This window comes from Dyella japonica DSM 16301 (assembly GCF_001010355.1).
GTDB classification, from domain to species: Bacteria; Pseudomonadota; Gammaproteobacteria; order Xanthomonadales; family Rhodanobacteraceae; genus Dyella; species Dyella japonica.
In genome coordinates, this window is sequence record NZ_JPLA01000043.1 from 22,771 (window position 1) to 41,196 (window position 18,426).

Here is an 18,426-nt window from a genome sequence, read left to right on the forward strand (position 1 = left end):
TCTCCGTGCGTGATGCGTTCTAAGTTCGGATCAACAGCCGGCCAGCGCGTCGCGCAGCAGCGGCGCGAGGCGGTCGGTTTCCTTGAGGAAGGCGTCGTGGCCGTAGGGCGACTCGACCACTTCAAGCGTGGCCGGGCCATGCAGGCGGCGCTGCAGCTCGCACAGGTCGGCCAGCGGCACCAGGCGGTCGGACGGGAAGCCGATCAGGGTCGCGGGCGCGGCCACTTGCTCAGGCGTCACGTCATGCAAGTCGATGGACTCGGACAGGGCCAGGAAGCGCTCGACGTCGAATCGCTCGACGAAGCGGCGACCGGCGTGTTCGAGATAGTCCTCGACCGGGAAATGAAAGCGGCCATCGCGAAATTCCGGTGCGGCGTTGAAGCGCCGGGCGAATTCCTCGCTGCCGCGATAGGTGGTCATGGCCAGCTGGCGCGCCAGCGACAAGGCCTCGTCGGACTGACCGCTGGCCAGCCCCAGCCGCACGATGCCGCGCTGGACCGAGCGCTGCGCCGTGGCCAGCGGATGCGGGCGGTGCGCGCCGGCCAGCAGCACCAGCCGACCCAGGGCGTAAGGGTGACGCGCGGCAAAGGCCAGGGCCACCATGGCGCCGTAGGACGAACCGATGAAGGCATGCACGCGGCCAATGCCGAGCGACTCCACCAGGGCGGCGAGCACATCGGCCTGGTCCTCGCTGGACACGGCCTGTGCGCCATCGAGATCGGCCGGGGTGACCCAGTCGATGGAGAGCACGCGGTAGCGGTCCAGATCCAGCGGCTGGCCGGCGCCGACCTGGGACTGCCACCAGCCCGGCGGGGTTTCGCTGTCCAGCGCCACCACGTCACGCGTGGCCGAGATGCCACCCTGCACGATCACCGTGGGCGCGTCGGGCGCGCCGCACCACAGGTAGCTCACTTCCAGCTCGCACGGCGCGCTGCCGTACTTGGGCGTGATGACGAGGCGGCGGCTGCAGCGCTGGGTGGTCAGGTCCGGCCGCATGCCGCCAATGACCGCGGCGGGAGCGGTGGCGACGGACGGTATGGCTTGCGGCTGGCTGGACATGGGGCTCTTCTCCGGTCGGCATCGACCTGCGGACCGGAGAGGAGAGCAAGGCACGACCGGCCGGGGCGCGGTGGTGCTTGATTGCCCTCATCTCGCGGCTTGCGCCCTAGGCGCTGCCGCAGGAATTGGCACCGTCGCGGAAAATTCCGCAGGTTGCCCCGGCTTCAAAGGGCCTGTCCCTCCGCCGGTCTCGATGAGTAAAGGGGAATCTAACGAGCCTGATCGCCCATGTCAATAGACGTCTAAACGTCTATGCATCTAGCCATCGACCTTTCGTGGCAAAAAACGACGGTTACAGCTGCAACCACCGTGGGATGCGCCCGGGCCAGCCGCAGGCCCGGGCGCAAAGGCCACCATTACTGTTTGACGGCCACGAAGTGCATGCTGCGGTCGTGCAGCTTGTCGTCCATATGGACGTCCATCGTTTTTCCATCGGCCGATACGGTCGAAGTCATCACCGTCACGACCTTGCCGTCACGCTTGTCGGTTTCCACCATGGACATCTTGCCGGTCTTTTTCACGGTCACGCTGTTGATGCCCGGATCGCCTTTGTAGGGCGCTTCGGTGCCATCCAGTTTCGCCTGATAGGACTGGCCGGTCGGCGCGCTCATGTTGAGCATGCCGCCCTCTTCCTTGAAGGTGATTTCGGTGGCGTTCTCCGACATGTTGGCGATGCTGGCGGTGACCCATGAGCCCGACACCGCGTGCGATCCGGCCGGGCCGGCCGCCACCTGCTTCAGCTCACCGTTGCCGGTGACTGGCGCACCGCTGCTGTTGCTGCTGTCGCTGAACTCGAAATGCGCGGTCTTGCCATCGGCCGCCACGGTGATGGTCTGGGTGGCGACCACCTTGCCGCCCTTTTTGTCGGTTTCCTTGATGGTGTGCGGATCGACCACCTGGATGGCCATCGCATCCATGTACGGATGACCGCTGATCGCATGATCCTGTCCGTCCGCCTTGATGCTCACCGGCGGCACGCAGGTCTTGCAGTCGTACATGCCGTCCTTGAGCACGAAGACATCGGGCTTCTTGGGCATCTGCACCTTGCTCATGTCGACCTTCCAGGTGCCGTCGAACGGCCCATCGGCCATCGCGGCAAGGGGAAACAGCAGAAGCAGGCACAGGCCCAGCGATACTGACTTGTTCATGGAGGTGACTCCCCGGAGTATGGAATGGCCAGGCCATGCCCTAACCCCCAGGTGCCACGTCCTTGTCGTTCGGGCGCCAAGACCCAGCCCCATCAACCTACGCCGGGGCCGGCACCACAGCCACTGGCCGGAAGGGTTAGCTGTAACCGGTTTGCGGGCCTCCACGCGGGCTGCAACACTGCGCGCCACGCCTCCTTGCCCGCGGATCCCGATGTCACTCCTCGCCCATCTCGTTGTTGCCCTCGTCGCCCTGCTCCACGTGTGGTTCCTGGTGCTGGAGATGTTCCTGTGGACCCGCCCCGCCGGTCGCCGCGCCTTCGGCCTGAGCAAAGAGTTTGCCGAGCAGTCCAAGGTGCTGGCGGCGAACCAGGGCCTGTACAACGGTTTTCTGGCGGCCGGCCTGGGCTGGGGCCTGTGGCTGGGCGACGCCGGCCGGGCGGTTACGCTGTTCTTCCTGGGCTGCGTGCTGGTGGCCGGCATCTATGGCGGCCTCACCGCCAGCCGCAAGGTGCTGTGGATCCAGGCCTTGCCGGCACTGATCGGCATCGTGCTGGTGCTGCTGGCCTGAGCGGGGCAGGCGGGTAGCCTGCATCGGGCACGGCTCTGTGCCATCCTTTTCCCCTTCCCCGCCAGCACCGGCTCGACATGACTCTTGTGCCTCAGGAAGCGGTCGGCGACCGCTTCGACCCGCAGCAGATGCTGCATGCCCGCGAACGCACCTGGGCGGCGCTGCACGGCATCCGCGAGCGCATGCGCCCGGGCATTTCCGAGGATGAAGCGAAGGCCGAGGCTGCCGACGTGTTCCGCGCCCTGGGCATGGAGCGGCTGTGGCATCCGGTGATCATCCGCATCGGCCGCAATACCACCAAGACCTACCGCGAACGCTCCGAGCCAGTGCGCCTGGGCGAGAACGACATCTACTTCATCGATCTGGGCCTGGTCTTCGCAGGCCATGAAGGCGATGTCGGCGACACCTTCGTGGTGGGCGACGCGCCGGAATTGCAGGCCTGCGCGGATGCAGCACGCGAGCTGTTCCGCGTCACCGCAGATGCATGGCGCAGCCAGGGTCTCAGCGGCGAAGCGCTGTATGCGTTTGCCGAGCAGCAGGCCCAGGCCATGGGTTGGCGTCTCAACCACGAGATCAAGGGTCATCGCGTCAGCGACTTCCCGCATTCGGTGCACAAGGCGGGCGATCTGGGCGAATACGATGAACAACCCTCCAGCGGGCTGTGGATCCTGGAGATCCAGATCGCGCACCCGACCGAAGCCTACGGCGCGTTCTACGAGGACCTGCTGACCCGCGACTGAGGGTCGCCGAACAAACCGTTACGGTGCATCCACTAGCATGCACTCACTCCCCGCCCCGCCCGAGTGCCCTGCATGTCCCCTGTTTCATCTGATCGAACGGCTGAAGCCGTTCGAACGCCGCATGCGGCTGCCTCCACGGATCGGCTCAAGTTCAACGGCGACAACACGTTCCAGCGTGAACTGCGCAGGCGGGTCGAAGCCCATTTCAAGCAGACCGGGCAAAAGCAGCGCGATGGCGCGCATATCTACCTGAAGACGGCGCTGATCCTGGCGAGCTTCGTGGCCTCGTATGTGCTGCTGGTGTTTGTCGCGGCCACCTGGTGGCAGGGCGTGCTGTTCAGCATCGCGCTGGGCGTGGCAACGGCGCAGATCGGCTTCAACATCATGCACGACGCCGGCCATCAAGCCTTTTCCGAGCATCGGCGCGTCAACAAGTGGATGGCCATGACGCTGGACCTGGTCGGTGGCAGCTCGTATGTGTGGCACTGGAAGCACGCGCATTTTCATCACACGAATACCAACATCGACGGCTACGACAGCGACATCAACCTCGGTGCGCTGGCGCGCTTCGCGCCGCAGCAGAAGCACTATTGGCATCATCGCTGGCAGCACATCTATCTGTGGGTGTTGTACGGCCTGACGGTGGTGAGCTGGCATCTGCATGACGATTTTCGCGACGTGATCATGGGCACGATCGGCAAGCGCCGGTTTCCGCGACCCAAGGGCAAGGATCTGGCGGTCTTCGTCATCGGCAAGCTGGTGTTCTTCACGCTTGCCCTGGGCCTGCCGCTGATCTTCCATTCGGTGAGCGCCGTGTTGCTTTGCTACGGCCTGGTCGCCGTGGTGGCGGGGCTGCAGCTGGCCCTGGTGTTCCAGCTCGCGCATGCGGTGGAAGAGGCCGCGTTTCCCGAGCCCAGCGAACCGGGGCACATGAACACGCCGTGGGCGATCCATCAGCTGCAAACCACGGCGAATTTCTCGCGCGACAACCGGCTCGTCACCTGGCTGGTCGGCGGCCTGAATTTCCAGGTCGAGCACCACCTGTTTCCGCGCATCTGCCACGTGCACTACCCGGCCATCGCCAAGGTGGTCGAAGCGACCTGCCGCGAATACGGCGTGCCTTATCACGCCAATGCCTCGTTTGGCGCGGGCCTGGCCTCGCACTACCGCTGGCTGAAGCGCATGGGCCAGCCGGATGCGCTCGCAGCTCCCGTGGTGCTGGAACCGCTCCCGCAAAACTGAACGAGATGGCGGCCTGGCTCGCCGCAGCCAGCCGCAGCTGGGCCGGCGAGGCCCCAAGCCCGGCTGGCCGGCCGTTCCACGCTATCATTGGCGGCTAGCCTTCCTGCCGATCCGCCTCCATGTCTGCCCACCTGACCGAAACCCGCCGCCGCCGCACCTTCGCCATCGTCAGCCATCCTGACGCGGGCAAGACCACGCTGACCGAAAAGCTGCTGCTGTTCGGCGGTGCGATCCAGATGGCCGGCTCGGTGAAGGGCCGCAAGGCCGCCCGCCACGCCACCTCCGACTGGATGGCGCTGGAAAAGGAGCGCGGCATCTCGGTGACCTCCTCGGTGATGCAGTTCCCGTACGAGGGCCGCATCGTCAACCTGCTCGACACCCCTGGCCACGCGGACTTCTCCGAAGACACCTACCGCGTGCTCACCGCGGTCGACTCGGCGCTGATGGTGATCGACTGCGCCAAGGGCGTAGAAGAACGCACCATCAAGCTGATGGAGGTGTGCCGCCTGCGCGACACGCCGATCATGACCTTCATCAACAAGCTCGACCGCGAAGGCCGCTCGCCGATCGAACTGCTGGACGAAGTGGAATCGGTGCTCGGCATCGCCTGCGCGCCGCTGACCTGGCCGATCGGCATGGGCAAGCGCCTGAAGGGCGTGTACCACTTGCTGCTCGACGAAGTGCACGTGTTCGAGCAGGGCAAGAACTTCACGCGCCAGGACTCGACCATCTTCAAGGGTCTGGATGCACCAGGTCTCGAAGCCATGATCGGCGCCGAGGCGCTGGCGGAGCTGCGCGACGAGCTGGAGCTGGTGCAGGGCGCTTCGCATCCGTTCGACATCGAGCAGTACCTCGCCGGCAAGCTCACGCCGGTGTTCTTCGGTTCGGCGGTGAACAACTTCGGCGTGCAGCTGCTGCTGGATTTCTTCGTCGAGCACGCGCCCTCGCCGCGTTCGCGCGCCACGCTGTCGCGCGAGGTGAAGCCGGAAGAAGCAGCCCTCACCGGTTTCGTCTTCAAGATCCAGGCCAATATGGATCCCGCGCACCGCGACCGCATCGCCTTCATGCGCGTGTGCTCGGGCACCTATAACGCCGGCATGAAGATGATGCAGACGCGCACCGGCAAGGACGTGCGCATCGCCAATGCGCTGACCTTCATGGCCAGCGATCGCGAGATCGTCGAGAACGCCTATCCCGGCGATGTGATCGGCCTGCACAACCACGGCACCATCGGCATCGGCGATACCTTCACCGAAGGCGAGATGGTCAGCTTCACCGGCATTCCCAACTTCGCGCCGGAATTGTTCCGCCGCGCACGCCTGCGCGATCCGCTGAAGATGAAGGCGCTGCAGAAGGGCCTGGCGCAGCTGTCCGAAGAAGGCGCCACGCAGTTCTTCCGCCCGTTGATGAGCAACGACCTGATCCTGGGCGCGGTCGGCGTGCTGCAGTTCGACGTGGTGGCCTATCGCCTGAAGGACGAATACGGCGTAGACGCCAGCTTCGAGCAGGTCACCGTGGCCACCGCGCGCTGGATCCACTGCGACGACGCCAAGAAGCTGGAGGAGTTCCGCGAGAAGAACGCCAACAACCTGGCCATCGATGCGGCCGGCGAACTGGTCTATCTCGCACCCTCGCGGGTGAACCTGCAGCTGGCGCAGGAGCGCTCGCCCGGCGTGCGTTTCTCGGCGACGCGCGAGCATGCGACCTCGCTGGATCTGTAAGCCAGTCAAGCGGCCCCGGTAACCGCCGGGGCCTGCTAACCTCCCCTGCATTCTCAGGGGAATCAATCCATGCCAGCAGGACAGGTCGCCTTCACCACGCCCGCCACCGCCACGCCGTGGCAACGTTGGATGGTGTTCTCGCCGATGGGCCGCATCTTCTTTTTCGGCGCATTGTGCTTTGTGCTGTTCAAGCTCGTCTCCGTGAGCGTTGCGGCCATCGGCCTGGTCGGTCCGGGCGTGTCGCCGCTGTCGCGCGCCATCGGCATCCTGGCGATGGAGTTGATTTCATCGCTGGTGGCGTATGCCGTGCTGGTGAAAGCCATCGAACGACGCCCCCTGCGGGAACTTGCGCTGCGCGACATGTTCACACTCGGCCTCGCCGGACTCCTGGCAGGCGCCTTGCTGATAAGCCTGGTTGTGTTCGTGCTGTGGCTCGCCGGCAGCTATCACGTCACCGGTACGAATCCCGAAGTGAATTGGCTACCGGCTGTGCTGCTGACCGGCATTGGCGCCGGCGTGTTCGAAGAAATCCTTACCCGCGGCATCCTCTTCCGCACGCTGGAAGAAGGCCTCGGCACCTGGTGGGCACTGGCCATCTCCGCACTGTTCTTCGGCGCGGCGCATATCTTCAATCCGGGCGCCACGCTGTGGAGCTCACTCGCCATCGCGATCGAGGCCGGCATCCTGCTGGCCCTGCTCTATCACGTGACGCGTTCGCTGTGGCCGTGCATCGGTCTGCATGCGGCATGGAATGTGATGCAGGGCACGGTCTACGGCATTCCTGTTTCGGGCACGGCCGCGCACGGCTGGCTGGTGTCCAACTGCACGGGCCCGGACTGGCTGAGCGGCGGCGTGTTCGGTGCCGAGGCTTCGGTGGTGGCGCTGATCGTATGTTCGTCCTGCTCGGCCCTGCTGCTGATCGTGGCCGTGCGTCGCGGCAGCATCGTGCCGCCGTCCTGGCGTCGCGCCTCCAGCACGGTCTGAGGCCAGCTATCGTCTTCACAAATCTGCGGATACCCTGAAGGGAACCGCCCCGGCCTGGCAGGACTGCCAGGCCTAGACCACTGTGAAGACGTATGGCCGCCCCGAAAAATCGCTATTCCTGGCTGGCCCACCAGCCGATGCAGCAGAAGATCCTGGTCGCCATCGGCACCCTGGTGTTGCTGTTCGTGATCTGCAGCGTGGTGAGCCTGCAGTCGTTGTCGCGGCAGGACATCAGCACGCACTGGTCGCGTCACACCTACGACGTGCGCGCCAAGATCGACGACGTGACCGAACACCTGCAGGCCAGCCAGATGGCGCTGCGCGGTTTCCTGCTCAATCCGCAAGGTGCCGAGCTGACAGCGCACCAGCAGGCGGACGCAGCGCTCGCCCGGGACCTGAGCGAGCTGCGCACCCTCACGACCGACAACCCGCTGCAGCAGGGCCGCATTGACCGCATCGAATCGATGGCGGACCAATGGCAGAAGGACGCGTTGCAGCACGGCATCGAGCCCATGCAGGCGGTCCGCGGCAGCGACGCCACCGAAGCGGCGCTGGAACGCGTGCGTGTGCAGACCAGTTATCTCGCGCACCGCACCGTCTTCGTGGCCGACATCCTCGGCGTGCTCAAGCAGATGGACGACACCGAGGCCGCCCTGCTGGACCAGCGTGAAGCCACCCAGCAGCGCGATGTGCGGGAAGTACGCGCCGTCACCTGGATCACCATGCTGCTCAGCCTGCTCCTGGGTGGTTCGGTGGTGTACATGACGTTCCGCCTGATCACGCGGCCGATTCGCCGCATGACGGATCTGATGACGCGCCTGGCCGGACACGATCACAGCGTGGAAATCCGCCAGCTCGAACGTCGCGACGAGATCGGCGAGATAGCCCGTGCCCTGCAGGTGTTCAAGCAGATGGCCATCGAAACGGCGGCGCAGACCTGGGTGAAGACGCAGGTTTCGCAGATCGCCAGCGACCTGCAGAAAGTGGAAACCGAACGCGAGTTCGCCGAACAGCTTACCGGCACGCTGGGGCCGCTGCTCGAGTGCGGCGTGGGTGTGTTCTATCGCTTTGACGAGCAGGACCAGCGGCTGCGCCTGCAAGGCAGCTACGGCTACCAGCAGCGTCGCCATCTGAGCACCGAATACGCGCTGGGTGAAGGGCTGGTCGGCCAGAGCGCACTGGAGCGCAAACCGATCACGCTGCAGGACGTGCCCGAGGATTACGTGCGTATCCATTCCGGCAGCGGCGAGGCGTCGCCGAACACCATCACCGTGCTGCCGTTGATCCTGCGCGACAAACTGCTGGGCGTGCTGGAACTGGCCAGCTTCCACCATTTCACCGAGCCCCAGCAGCGCCTGTTGAACGAACTGCTGCCGATTGCCTCGCTGTCGCTGGAAAATCTCGGCCGCGCGATCCGCACGCAGGATCTGCTCATGCGCACCAGCGAGCAGGCCGACGAATTGCGCGCTTCGGAAGAAACCCTGCGCCGCCAGCAGCAGGATCTCCAGGTCACCAACGAAGAACTCAACGCCAAGACCCACGAGCTGCAGGAGCAATCGCAGCGCCTGCTCGCCTCGGAAGAAGAACTGCGCGTGCAGACCGAAGAGCTGCAGGCGTCCAACGAAGAACTGCGCCAGAAGACCGACACGCTTAACCAGCAGAAACACGTACTTGAGAACCTGCAGCGCGAGACGCAGGAGAAGGCGGAAGAATTGGCGCGCGCCAGCCAGTACAAGTCCGAGTTCCTCGCCAATATGTCGCACGAGTTGCGCACGCCGCTCAACAGCCTGCTGATCCTGTCGCGCAGCCTGGCCGACAACCGCGAGGGCAATCTCGATAGCGAACAAGTGGAATCGGCGCGCATCATCCATGACTCGGGTAGCAACCTGCTGCGTCTGATCAACGACATCCTCGACCTGTCCAAGGTCGAGGCCGGCAAGATGGATGTGGTGCTGGACGACTTCCCGCTGGCCGACCTCGAACGCGCGCTCAAGCGCACCTTCAACCACGTAGCGCAGGACAAGCAGATCGACTTCATCGTGAAGATCGACCCCGGCCTGCCGGCCACGCTGCGCACCGACGCCACCAAGCTCGAGCAGATCGCCAACAACCTTATCGGCAATGCCTTCAAGTTCACCCACCAGGGCTCGGTGACGGCGCATATCGGGCGACCCTCGGCGGCGATCAGTCTGCCAGCGGGCATGCAGGGCAAGGACGTGATCGCCATCGCGGTGACCGACACCGGCATCGGCATCCCGCCGGACAAGGCGCAGAAGATCTTCCAGGCGTTCGAGCAGGTCGACGCCAGCACCAGCCGCCAGTACGGCGGCACCGGCCTGGGCCTGACCATTTCCAAGCGCATCGCCGAACTGCTCGATGGCGATATCGTGCTGCACAGCGAGGTCGGACACGGCAGCACGTTCACCATCCTGCTGCCGCTGGAAGGGCCTACGGGCGTGCCCATGGCGCCGGCTGCCAACGGAATCACCACGCCCGCCCCGGCCCGTCCCACCATGACCCAGGCGCTGCTGCCGGAAACGATCGAAGACGACCGCGCCAGCATGATGCCGGGCGACACCGTCATCCTCATCATCGAGGACGATCCGGTGTTCGCGCGCATCCTCGCCGACATGGTCCGTCGCAAGGGCTACCGCGTGCTGGCCGCCGCCGATGGCGAATCGGGCCTGCAACTGGCGGCCAAGCACAGCCCCACCGGCATCCTGCTCGACGTGATGCTGCCGGGCATGGACGGCTGGACGGTGATTGAGCGCCTGAAGGAAAACGCCGCGACGCGCCACGTTCCCGTGCATTTCATTTCCGCGGTGGACGAAGCGAACCGCGGCCGCGACCTGGGCGCGGTGGGCTTTCTCACCAAGCCGGTCAGCCGCGAAGCAATCGGCGAGGCCTTCGATCGCCTGCTGCATTTTGCCGAAGGCCGTATGCGGCACCTGCTGATCGTGGACGACGACGCCGATTCGCGCGCCGCCATGCGCACCCTGCTGCGCAACGACGACGTCAGCATCGAGGAAGCCGGCAGCGCCGAGGAAGCACTTGAGCGCATGCACGGCACCACGTACGACTGCATCGTGCTGGACCTGGGCCTGCCGGGCATCTCGGGCATCGAGTTGCTCGAACAGCTCGCCGCCGCCGGCAGCATTCCGCCGGTCGTGGTTTATTCCGGCCGCGAGCTGAGCCGCGAGGAAAGCCTGAAGCTGCGCCAGTACACCGACAGCATCGTCATCAAGGGTGCACGTTCGCCGGAGCGCCTGCTGGATGAAGTGAGCCTGTTCCTGCACAGCATCCAGGGCGGCCGCGTACGCCAGGCCGCCGTGGGCGCCAAGACGACCGCAGCACCACCCGCACCCGCGCTGACCGATGCGCACGAGCTGGTCCATCGCAAAGTGCTCTTGGTGGATGACGACATGCGCAACCTGTTTGCGCTGTCCAAGGTGCTGCGCGGCTGGGGCATGCACGTGACGATGGCGCAGGATGGCCTCAAAGCGCTCAAGGCGCTGTCCGACCACAGCGATATCGAGCTGGTGCTGATGGATGTGATGATGCCGGTAATGGACGGCTACGACACCATCCGCGAGATCCGCGCGCAGCCACAGCTGGCTAAGCTGCCGATCATCGCGCTTACCGCCAAAGCCATGCGCGGCGACCGCGAGAAATGCCTGGAGGCAGGCGCCAACGATTACCTGTCCAAACCGATCGATATCGACAAGCTGTCGTCGATGATGCACGTGTGGCTGCATCGATGAGCAAGCGCGCCGACAAGGCGAAAGTGGTCGACACGGCGCTCGAGGATATCGAGATCGAGCTGTTCGTGCGGGCGCTCAAGCTGCGTCACGGTTATGACTTCACCCAGTACGCGCCGGCCTCGCTGAAGCGGCGCGTGCTGCAGCTGGCCCATGCGCAGCACGCCGACACAGTGAGTGCGCTCACCACCCGCTTGCTGCACGAAGCCGATTTCCTGCCGGCGGTGCTGGAAGGCCTGTCTGTGCCGGTATCGGAGATGTTCCGCGATCCCGATGTCTTCCGCGCCCTGCGCGAGCAGGTGTTTCCCGTGCTCGCCTCCTATCCGCAGATCAATATCTGGCAGGCCGGCTGCGCGCACGGCCAGGAAGTCTATTCTCTGGCTATCCTGCTCGAAGAAGCCGGCCTGTACGACCGCACGCAGATCTACGCGACGGACTTCAACGAGGCCGCGCTCAAGCACGCGCAGGAAGGCATCTACCCCTCGCGCGATGCGCAGCTGTGGTCGCGCAACTATCTCGCGGCCGGCGGCAGCCACACGCTGGCCGACTACTACAGCGCACGCTACGAACTGATCAAGCTGGACCAGCGTCTGCGTCGCAATGTGACGTTCGCCAACCACAACCTGGTCACCGATGAGGTGTTCTGCGAAGCGCATCTCGTGTTGTGCCGCAATGTGCTGATCTATTTTTCCGACCCGCTGCAGGACCGCACCCTGGCGCTGTTCCGCGACAGCCTGGTGCGTGGCGGCTTCCTCTGCCTGGGCACGCGCGAAAGCCTGGATTTCGCCCCCTCGGCCGCCGACTTCACGCCGGTCGATGCGGCACGCCGCATCTATCGCCTGGGCTCGCGCGGTGCAGGCAAGGACTGATATGGCCATGCCGCAGGCCATCGTGATCGGTTGTTCAGCTGGCGGCCTCACCGCGTTGGAGCAGTTGTTTGCAGGGATCGATCCTGCCCTGCCCCAACCCATCGCCGTGTGCTGCCATACCGGCTCGGCCACCGTGGATCTGCTGTGCGAGTTGCTGGCCAAGCACGCCACCCTGCCGGTGGAGGAGGCGCGCGAGCGCGCGCCCATGCGTGGCGGCGTGATCCATGTGGCACCCAGCGGCTACCACCTGCTGGTGGAAGCCAGCCGGCGTTTTTCGTTGTCGGTGGATCAGCGCGTGAGCTTTGCGCGCCCTTCCATCGACGTGCTGTTCGAATCGGCCGCCGAGGCGTATCGCGACACGCTGATCGGCATCGTGCTCACCGGCGCCAACAGCGATGGCGCCGATGGGCTCGTGCATGTGCGACAAGCGGGGGGGCTTGCCGTTGTGCAGGAACCGACCGACGCCGAAGTTGCGACCATGCCCGCCGCCGCGCTCGAACGCGCGGGCGCGGACCATTGCCTTCCACTGGCGGCGATTGCGCCGCTGCTCAACCGCCTGTGCCTGCCATGAACCTGCCTGCCCCGAAGATTCTCGTCGTCGACGACACGCCCGCCAACCTCGTCGCCATGCGTCACCTGCTCGCCGACAGCGGCGCCGAGCTGTACGAGACCGACAACGGCAACGCGGCGCTGGCGCTATGCCTGGACCACGAATTCGCACTGATCCTGCTCGACGTGAACATGCCCGAGATGGACGGCTTCGAAGTGGCCTTCCTGATCGGCGAGGATGAACGGCTGCGCGAGACGCCGATCATCTTCGTCACGGCGGCGTATGCCGACGACATCAACCGCGTGCGCGGCTATCACTTCGGCGCGGTCGATTACATTGCCAAACCGATCAACGACATGATCCTGCAGTCCAAGGTGCGCGTATTCCTTGAGCTATACCGTGCACGTGCAGCGCTCAAGTCGACGTTGGCCGAGCTCGAGGAGCGCAACGAGCAGCTCAACACGGAAATTTCCGAGCGCCGGCGCATCGAGGCGCAGATCCGCCACCAGGCCACCCACGACACGCTCACCGGCCTGCCCAATCGCACGCTGTTCCACGACCGCCTGCTTACCGCCATGCAGCGCGTGCCACGCCATGGGCCGGGCTTCGCACTGGCCATGCTCGATATCGACGGCTTCAAGGGCGTCAATGACAACCACGGTCATCCAGCCGGCGATGCCCTGCTGAAGGCGATCGCGGATCGACTCGGCGACCAGGTGCGCAGCAACGATACGGTCGCGCGCCTGGGCGGCGACGAGTTCGCGCTGATCCTGGAAGACGTGGCCGACGTGGACTTGCTGATGCGCCGCTGCCAGGACATCGGCAACGCGCTCGCCGCGCCCTATCCGCTCGAAGGACGTCATGGCCCGTTCGAAGCCCAGGTAAGCGCGAGCATTGGCGTGACCCTGTGGAAGGGTGACGGACAAGCCGATGAAGATCTGATCCAGTCGGCCGACCGCGCGCTCTATCAGGCCAAGGACAGCGGCAAGAACTGCTGCGTGATGTCGCCCTGATTCACGCCTTGCGCGGCGACACCCACATGTCGATGCGCGCGCGGAACACCTCGTCGCCCGCTGCGTTGCGCACGCTCACCAGCGCCGGCCACGCGTAGCCGCTCGTCGCCTCGCGCGCTGGCGATTCAGGCTGCGCCGTCGCCACGAGGGTGCCGGTGGCCTTGGCCAGGTATTCCACCGTCATGCCCTTGGGAATCCAGCGCATGCTCGACGGGATCGTCACGTCGGTCATCATGCCCGCGGTCAGTTCGGCGGCATTGCACAGGGCAATGGCGTGCACGGTGCCGATATGGTTGTGCACCCGGCGACGGTCGCGGATGGCCACTTCGCAGCGGCCCGGTTCCAGCGCGCGGAACTGTGGAGAGATGGTGGCGAAGTAAGGCGCCTTGAAACAGATCAGGCGGCCGTAGAGCCAGCGACCGCCAGGGAACGACACAAGACGGCGATAGAGGGACAACGCTTGGTTCATCGTCGCATTCCTTTGAGTTGCGCGTGGTCGGGATGCGTCGTCGGACCGCAAAGGCGCTGGATCCCAGCTTCCGCTGGGATGACGAGCAAGAGTGAGACCCTCACCGTCATCCCAGCGAGAGCTGGGATCCAGCGCCTTCAACGCACAGCGGAAAAGCGAGGTCCCTTCAACAACGAAACCCCGCCGACCTCATCAAGCCGCGTCCGCCAACTTCTTCTTCAGATCGGCGCGCGTCACCGCGGCACGCAGTTCGGACGGATCGAAGTCGTCCACCGAGATGAACTCGAACACGCCTTCGCGCACGCGCTTGAGCAGCTCGAACTCGGCGGTATTGATCACGCCCGCCTGCATGGCTTCCACCAGCTGCCCCACGTAGTCGTGCGACTTGAACTGGCCAGCCTTCTGCGCCTTGCCGAACTTGCGTTCCACCGGCTCGGCCGCGATCACATCTGGCAGCAGCGCATTCATGCGGCCGATGGTGTTGTTGGCAGTCGGCGTGAGGTAGGTCCACTCGGTGAGGCGATCACGCGCTTCGCCCGGCGCCGTGATGATGGCGGCGACTCGGCGGCCCAGGCGATCGGACGGCGGCACTTCGCGGCGGCCCCATGGGAACACCAGCGCGCGCAGCAGCCAGGACACCGGCCGCACGGGGAAGTTGCGGATGGCGCCGTCGAGCGCGGTCTGGATGCGCCACATGCACTCATGGAACGCCCAGGCCAGCAGCGGACGATCGGCTTCCGGACGACCCGTGTCCTCATAGCGCTTGAGCATGGCGCTGGCGATATAGAGGTAGCTGAGCACGTCGCCAAGACGAGCCGACAGCTTCTCCTTGAACTTCAGCTTGCCGCCCAGCACGCCCATGAAGACGTCGGCACACAGCGCCAGCGCGGCCGAGTAACGATTGAGCTTGCGGTAATAGCGACGCACATAGGCATCGCCCGCGGTGTCGCCGATGCGCGAGCCGGTGAGGCCCAGCGTGAGCGAACGCACGGCGTTGGAGATGCCAAAGCCGATGTGGCCAAACAGCGCGCGGTCGAACGCCTTCAGGCGATCGCCATAGTCCGGAATCGACAGCGCCTGCATTTCCTTCAAGACATAAGGATGGCAGCGAATGGCGCCCTGACCGAAGATCATCAGGCTGCGCGTCATGATGTTGGCGCCCTCCACCGTGATGGCGATGGGCACGCCCTGCCAGGCGCGGCCCGCGTAATTCTTCGGGCCTAGCTGCACGCCCTTGCCGCCATGCACGTCAAGCGCATCGCCGGCAATCGTGCGGCCCCATTCAGTGGCGTGATATTTGGCGATGGCCGAAGGCACCGCCGGCTTCTCACCGCGATCGACCGCTGCCGCCGTGGCGCGCGACAGCGCGGCCGTGGCATAGGTCAGGCCGCCGATGCGTGCGAGTGCTTCTTCCACGCCTTCGAAGCGCGCGATGGAAAGACCGAACTGCTTGCGCATGCGCGCATACGCGCCGGTGGCAGCGACAGCGGCGCGCACGCCGCCGGTGGCGTTGGACGGCAGCGAAATGGCGCGGCCCACCGACAGGCATTCCACCAGCATGCGCCAGCCATGGCCGGCCATATGCGGGCCGCCGATCAGCACGGACATCGGCACGAACACATCCTTGCCGTGCAGCGGGCCGTTCTGGAACGGCACGTTCAGCGGGAAATGACGACGGCCGATCTCCAGGCCCGGGGTGGAACGCGGCAGCAGCGCGAGCGTGATGCCGAGATCTTCCTTGTCGCCCAGCAGTTTCTCGGGGTCGTACAGACGGAAGGCCAGACCCACCACCGTGGCGATCGGCGCCAGCGTGATGTAGCGCTTGTCAAAGGTGAGCTTCATGCCCAGCGTTTCGACGCCATCGACCACCTGCTTGCAGACCACGCCGAAGTCGGTGATCGAGGTGGCATCGGAACCGGCATACGGGCCGGTCAGCGCGAAACACGGAATCTCTTCACCTATCGCAAGGCGCGGCAGGTAATGGTTCTTCTGCTCATCGCTGCCGTAGTGCAGCAGCAGTTCCGCCGGGCCCAGCGAGTTGGGCACGGCCACCGTCGAGGCCACCGTGGCCGACATGGTCGCCAGCTTCTGCAGCACCGCCGAGTGCGCCAGCGCCGAGAAGCCCAGGCCGCCGTACTGCTTGGGGATGATCATGCCGAAGAACTTGTGCTTCTTGATGAAGGCCCAGACGTCCGGCGGCAAGTCGGCCAGTTCGTGCGTGATCTGCCAGTCGTCGATCATGCCGCAGAGTTCTTCCACGGGACCGTCGAGATAGGCCTGCTCTTCCACGCTCAATTCCGGCTTGGGCTGCTTGAGCAGCTCATGCCAGTCGGGCTTGCCCGAGAACAGCTCGCCTTCGAAGCCGACCGTGCCCGCTTCGAGCGCAGTCTGTTCGGTTTCGGAAAGCTTGGGCGTGACCTTGGCGAAGATCTTCAGCAGCGGCGCGCTGATCTGCTTGCGGCGGAAACCGTCCATCAGCAGCGGCACGGCGATCGCCAGTTCGATCACCACCAGGATGAAAGTCGTCCACGGCGCGCCGGCGATCAGGCCGACCACGACGGTGGCGATCACCGTCGCAATCGCCCACGTGCGCAGGCTGCTGCGGTGGTAGGCACAGGCGCCAGTGGCAATCAGCGCCGCCAGCAAAGTCAGTATCACGGACATTCAAACACCTCGTTACGCATGACGTCTTGGTGGAACATGGATTCAGGCGGTGACCGCATCGCTGCGATCGGATGAAGAAAGCTGGCCCACGAATCGTGCGATCTCGCGGGTGAATGCGTCGTTGGCGTCGCCGGCGACCATGTGCGTGGCGCGCGGCAGTTCCACATGCTCGGCATGCGGCACCAACTGCAGGAACTCATCGACGGTGTCGCGCGAGACGACATCGCTGCGGCCGCCCGACAACAGCAGCACCGGCACATTGACCTTCGCCGCCGCCGACATCAGGCGCGGCTGATAGCGCTCGCTCTCGCTTACCAGCCCGTTGAGCAGGGCCGGATCCCAATGCCAGCGCAGGCGGCCGTCGTCGCCTTCGCGCAGCAGAGGGCGCAACTGGTCTTCGGTCTTGCGCTCGGCGCGGTGCGGCATGTACTTGGCGATTTCATCCGCTGCCTGCGCATAGTTTTCGAAGCCGGCGGGATGGGCCTGCATGAAGGCCAGGATGCGTTCCACGCCCTTGGTCTCCCAACGCGGCGTGATGTCGACCAGTACCAGCGCACGAAACGCCTCCGGATCGATCTCGCCCGCGATCACCAACCCGAGCAGCCCGCCCATCGACGCGCCGACCAGGATCGGCTTGCTCAGCTCGGCGTGCGCCAGCAGGCGCAGGTCGCCGATGAATTGCTCCATGTGGTAATCGCCGCCCGCCACGTGACCGCTCTCGCCATGGCCGCGCGCATCGAAGGTGACGCAGCGGAAGCCTTCCTCGGCCAGCGCCTCGGCCGTGCTGCGCCAGGCGCCTCGCGTCTGGCCGAAGCCGTGCGCGAACAGCAGGGTCGGATAACCGGTCGGCTGGCGGACTTCGATCGCCAGCGTCAGGCCGTCGACCGCCGTGACCTGGTGGCTGGATTTCTGGGTGGAGGCTGTCGATACCATACGCACGAGTATGGATGGCAACAATTGGCTGCGTCAATATGCGCTGCGGCAACGCGGAGGTTCCGCCGATTCAACGACTTGCCCGTACGCCAATTGCAAAGCGCCCCACAGGGGCTACCATACGCGTATGAATGCAAGCGCCAAACCCGAACGCACCCGCCTTTCCGCCGAGGATTGGGAAGACGCCGCCCTCCGGCTGATCGCCGACCAGGGCGTTGGCGCCCTCGCCGTCGAGGCGCTGGCCCGCCAGCTGGGCGTCACCAAGGGCAGCTTCTACTGGCATTTCCGTACCCGCGAAGCGCTGCTGCAGGCGGCGCTGGAGCGCTGGGAGCAATACGGCGAGAAAGAGGTGATCAGCCAGATCGAGGCCATGCCCGATCCGCGCGCGCGCCTGCCCGAATTGTTCCGCCGCGTGGCGCACGAAATCGCACCGCACCGCGTGTATGCCGCCCTGCTGAAGGCGCTGGACCACCCGCAGGTGGTGCCGGTGATGGCGCGCGTCTCGCAGCGCCGCATGGAATTCCTCACCACGATTTACAGCGAGGCCGGCCTGTCGCCGGAAGAGGCGCTCAATCGCGCCCGCCTCACCTATGCCGCCTATGTGGGCTTCCTGCAGCTGAACTTCACGCTGGGCCTGCCGCGCATCAGCCATGACGAGTTCGATGCCTACGTGGAGCACATGATCCGGACGCTCACGCCGGCCTGACC

Annotated in this window: 15 protein-coding genes and 1 riboswitch; of the genes, 10 read left to right on the forward strand and 5 right to left on the reverse strand. The window is 65.3% G+C overall.

Annotated elements, in window-relative coordinates; translation table 11 throughout:
- Nucleotides 1-30: 30 nt before the first annotated feature.
- Together metX and Y882_RS14755 are read right to left on the reverse strand one after the other, a co-directional pair.
- On the reverse strand, nt 31-1,059 hold the full coding sequence (metX, locus tag Y882_RS14750; RefSeq protein ID WP_046972708.1) for a homoserine O-succinyltransferase MetX: 1,029 nt from the start codon (nt 1,057-1,059) through the stop codon (nt 31-33).
- A gap of 84 nt (nt 1,060-1,143) precedes the next feature.
- Nucleotides 1,144-1,259: riboswitch (SAM riboswitch) on the reverse strand.
- Between the two features lie 156 nt (nt 1,260-1,415).
- Nucleotides 1,416-2,207 (reverse strand): hypothetical protein, encoded by a 792-nt coding sequence (locus Y882_RS14755; RefSeq protein ID WP_046972709.1) that lies wholly within the window; start codon nt 2,205-2,207, stop codon nt 1,416-1,418.
- A 211-nt stretch (nt 2,208-2,418) separates the two neighbouring features.
- Between Y882_RS14755 and Y882_RS14760 the strand changes: the two genes are divergently transcribed.
- From Y882_RS14760 to Y882_RS14800, 9 genes are all read left to right on the forward strand, one after another.
- Nucleotides 2,419-2,775, forward strand: coding sequence for a DUF1304 domain-containing protein (locus Y882_RS14760; RefSeq protein WP_046972710.1), 357 nt, complete (start codon nt 2,419-2,421; stop codon nt 2,773-2,775).
- A 77-nt stretch (nt 2,776-2,852) separates the two neighbouring features.
- Nucleotides 2,853-3,515, forward strand: a complete 663-nt coding sequence (locus Y882_RS14765) for a M24 family metallopeptidase (RefSeq protein WP_046972711.1) — start codon at nt 2,853-2,855, stop codon at nt 3,513-3,515.
- A gap of 72 nt (nt 3,516-3,587) precedes the next feature.
- The gene (locus Y882_RS14770; protein WP_046972712.1) at nt 3,588-4,757 is read left to right on the forward strand and encodes a fatty acid desaturase family protein; all 1,170 of its coding nucleotides are present in this window, start codon (nt 3,588-3,590) and stop codon (nt 4,755-4,757) included.
- Between the two features lie 119 nt (nt 4,758-4,876).
- Nucleotides 4,877-6,478: a peptide chain release factor 3 gene (locus Y882_RS14775; protein ID WP_046972713.1), complete on the forward strand. Its 1,602-nt coding sequence runs from the start codon at nt 4,877-4,879 to the stop codon at nt 6,476-6,478.
- Nucleotides 6,479-6,547: 69 nt separating this feature from the next.
- Nucleotides 6,548-7,462, forward strand: a complete 915-nt coding sequence (locus tag Y882_RS14780; protein WP_046972714.1) for a CPBP family intramembrane glutamic endopeptidase — start codon at nt 6,548-6,550, stop codon at nt 7,460-7,462.
- A gap of 92 nt (nt 7,463-7,554) precedes the next feature.
- Nucleotides 7,555-11,223 carry a response regulator gene (locus Y882_RS14785; protein ID WP_046972715.1) on the forward strand — a complete coding sequence of 1,223 codons (3,669 nt, stop codon included), beginning with the start codon at nt 7,555-7,557 and terminating at the stop codon, nt 11,221-11,223.
- The gene (locus tag Y882_RS14790; RefSeq protein ID WP_046972716.1) at nt 11,220-12,089 is read left to right on the forward strand and encodes a CheR family methyltransferase; all 870 of its coding nucleotides are present in this window, start codon (nt 11,220-11,222) and stop codon (nt 12,087-12,089) included. Before Y882_RS14785 ends, Y882_RS14790 begins: the two co-directional genes overlap by 4 nt.
- A gap of 1 nt (nt 12,090) precedes the next feature.
- Entirely contained in the window at nt 12,091-12,660 is a 570-nt protein-coding gene (locus tag Y882_RS14795) for a chemotaxis protein CheB (RefSeq protein WP_046972717.1), read from the forward strand.
- Nucleotides 12,657-13,652: a diguanylate cyclase domain-containing protein gene (locus Y882_RS14800; protein ID WP_046972718.1), complete on the forward strand. Its 996-nt coding sequence runs from the start codon at nt 12,657-12,659 to the stop codon at nt 13,650-13,652. Before Y882_RS14795 ends, Y882_RS14800 begins: the two co-directional genes overlap by 4 nt.
- Nucleotide 13,653: 1 nt before the next feature.
- Here the strand turns inward: Y882_RS14800 and Y882_RS14805 are convergent, their stop codons facing one another.
- From Y882_RS14805 to Y882_RS14815, 3 genes are all read right to left on the reverse strand, one after another.
- Nucleotides 13,654-14,121, reverse strand: coding sequence for a hotdog fold domain-containing protein (locus Y882_RS14805; protein WP_046972719.1), 468 nt, complete (start codon nt 14,119-14,121; stop codon nt 13,654-13,656).
- A gap of 192 nt (nt 14,122-14,313) precedes the next feature.
- The gene (locus Y882_RS14810; protein WP_046972720.1) at nt 14,314-16,785 is read right to left on the reverse strand and encodes an acyl-CoA dehydrogenase; all 2,472 of its coding nucleotides are present in this window, start codon (nt 16,783-16,785) and stop codon (nt 14,314-14,316) included.
- A 42-nt stretch (nt 16,786-16,827) separates the two neighbouring features.
- Nucleotides 16,828-17,718 (reverse strand): alpha/beta fold hydrolase, encoded by an 891-nt coding sequence (locus Y882_RS14815; RefSeq protein ID WP_046972721.1) that lies wholly within the window; start codon nt 17,716-17,718, stop codon nt 16,828-16,830.
- 127 nt (nt 17,719-17,845) lie between these two features.
- Here Y882_RS14815 and Y882_RS14820 point away from each other — a divergent pair, with 127 nt between their 5' ends.
- The gene (locus Y882_RS14820; RefSeq protein WP_046972722.1) at nt 17,846-18,424 is read left to right on the forward strand and encodes a TetR/AcrR family transcriptional regulator; all 579 of its coding nucleotides are present in this window, start codon (nt 17,846-17,848) and stop codon (nt 18,422-18,424) included.
- Nucleotides 18,425-18,426: the final 2 nt, after the last annotated feature.

Excerpts from the sequence above, each read along its gene's own strand:
- metX (WP_046972708.1), bottom strand. The coding sequence starts at position 1,059 with ATGTCCAGCCAGCCGCAAGCCATACCGTCCGTCGCCACCGCTCCCGCC.
- Y882_RS14755 (WP_046972709.1), bottom strand. The coding sequence starts at position 2,207 with ATGAACAAGTCAGTATCGCTGGGCCTGTGCCTGCTTCTGCTGTTTCCC.
- Y882_RS14760 (WP_046972710.1), top strand. The coding sequence starts at position 2,419 with ATGTCACTCCTCGCCCATCTCGTTGTTGCCCTCGTCGCCCTGCTCCAC.
- Y882_RS14765 (WP_046972711.1), top strand. The coding sequence starts at position 2,853 with ATGACTCTTGTGCCTCAGGAAGCGGTCGGCGACCGCTTCGACCCGCAG.
- Y882_RS14770 (WP_046972712.1), top strand. The coding sequence starts at position 3,588 with ATGTCCCCTGTTTCATCTGATCGAACGGCTGAAGCCGTTCGAACGCCG.
- Y882_RS14775 (WP_046972713.1), top strand. The coding sequence starts at position 4,877 with ATGTCTGCCCACCTGACCGAAACCCGCCGCCGCCGCACCTTCGCCATC.
- Y882_RS14780 (WP_046972714.1), top strand. The coding sequence starts at position 6,548 with ATGCCAGCAGGACAGGTCGCCTTCACCACGCCCGCCACCGCCACGCCG.
- Y882_RS14785 (WP_046972715.1), top strand. The coding sequence starts at position 7,555 with ATGGCCGCCCCGAAAAATCGCTATTCCTGGCTGGCCCACCAGCCGATG.
- Y882_RS14790 (WP_046972716.1), top strand. The coding sequence starts at position 11,220 with ATGAGCAAGCGCGCCGACAAGGCGAAAGTGGTCGACACGGCGCTCGAG.
- Y882_RS14795 (WP_046972717.1), top strand. The coding sequence starts at position 12,091 with ATGGCCATGCCGCAGGCCATCGTGATCGGTTGTTCAGCTGGCGGCCTC.
- Y882_RS14800 (WP_046972718.1), top strand. The coding sequence starts at position 12,657 with ATGAACCTGCCTGCCCCGAAGATTCTCGTCGTCGACGACACGCCCGCC.
- Y882_RS14805 (WP_046972719.1), bottom strand. The coding sequence starts at position 14,121 with ATGAACCAAGCGTTGTCCCTCTATCGCCGTCTTGTGTCGTTCCCTGGC.
- Y882_RS14810 (WP_046972720.1), bottom strand. The coding sequence starts at position 16,785 with ATGTCCGTGATACTGACTTTGCTGGCGGCGCTGATTGCCACTGGCGCC.
- Y882_RS14815 (WP_046972721.1), bottom strand. The coding sequence starts at position 17,718 with ATGGTATCGACAGCCTCCACCCAGAAATCCAGCCACCAGGTCACGGCG.
- Y882_RS14820 (WP_046972722.1), top strand. The coding sequence starts at position 17,846 with ATGAATGCAAGCGCCAAACCCGAACGCACCCGCCTTTCCGCCGAGGAT.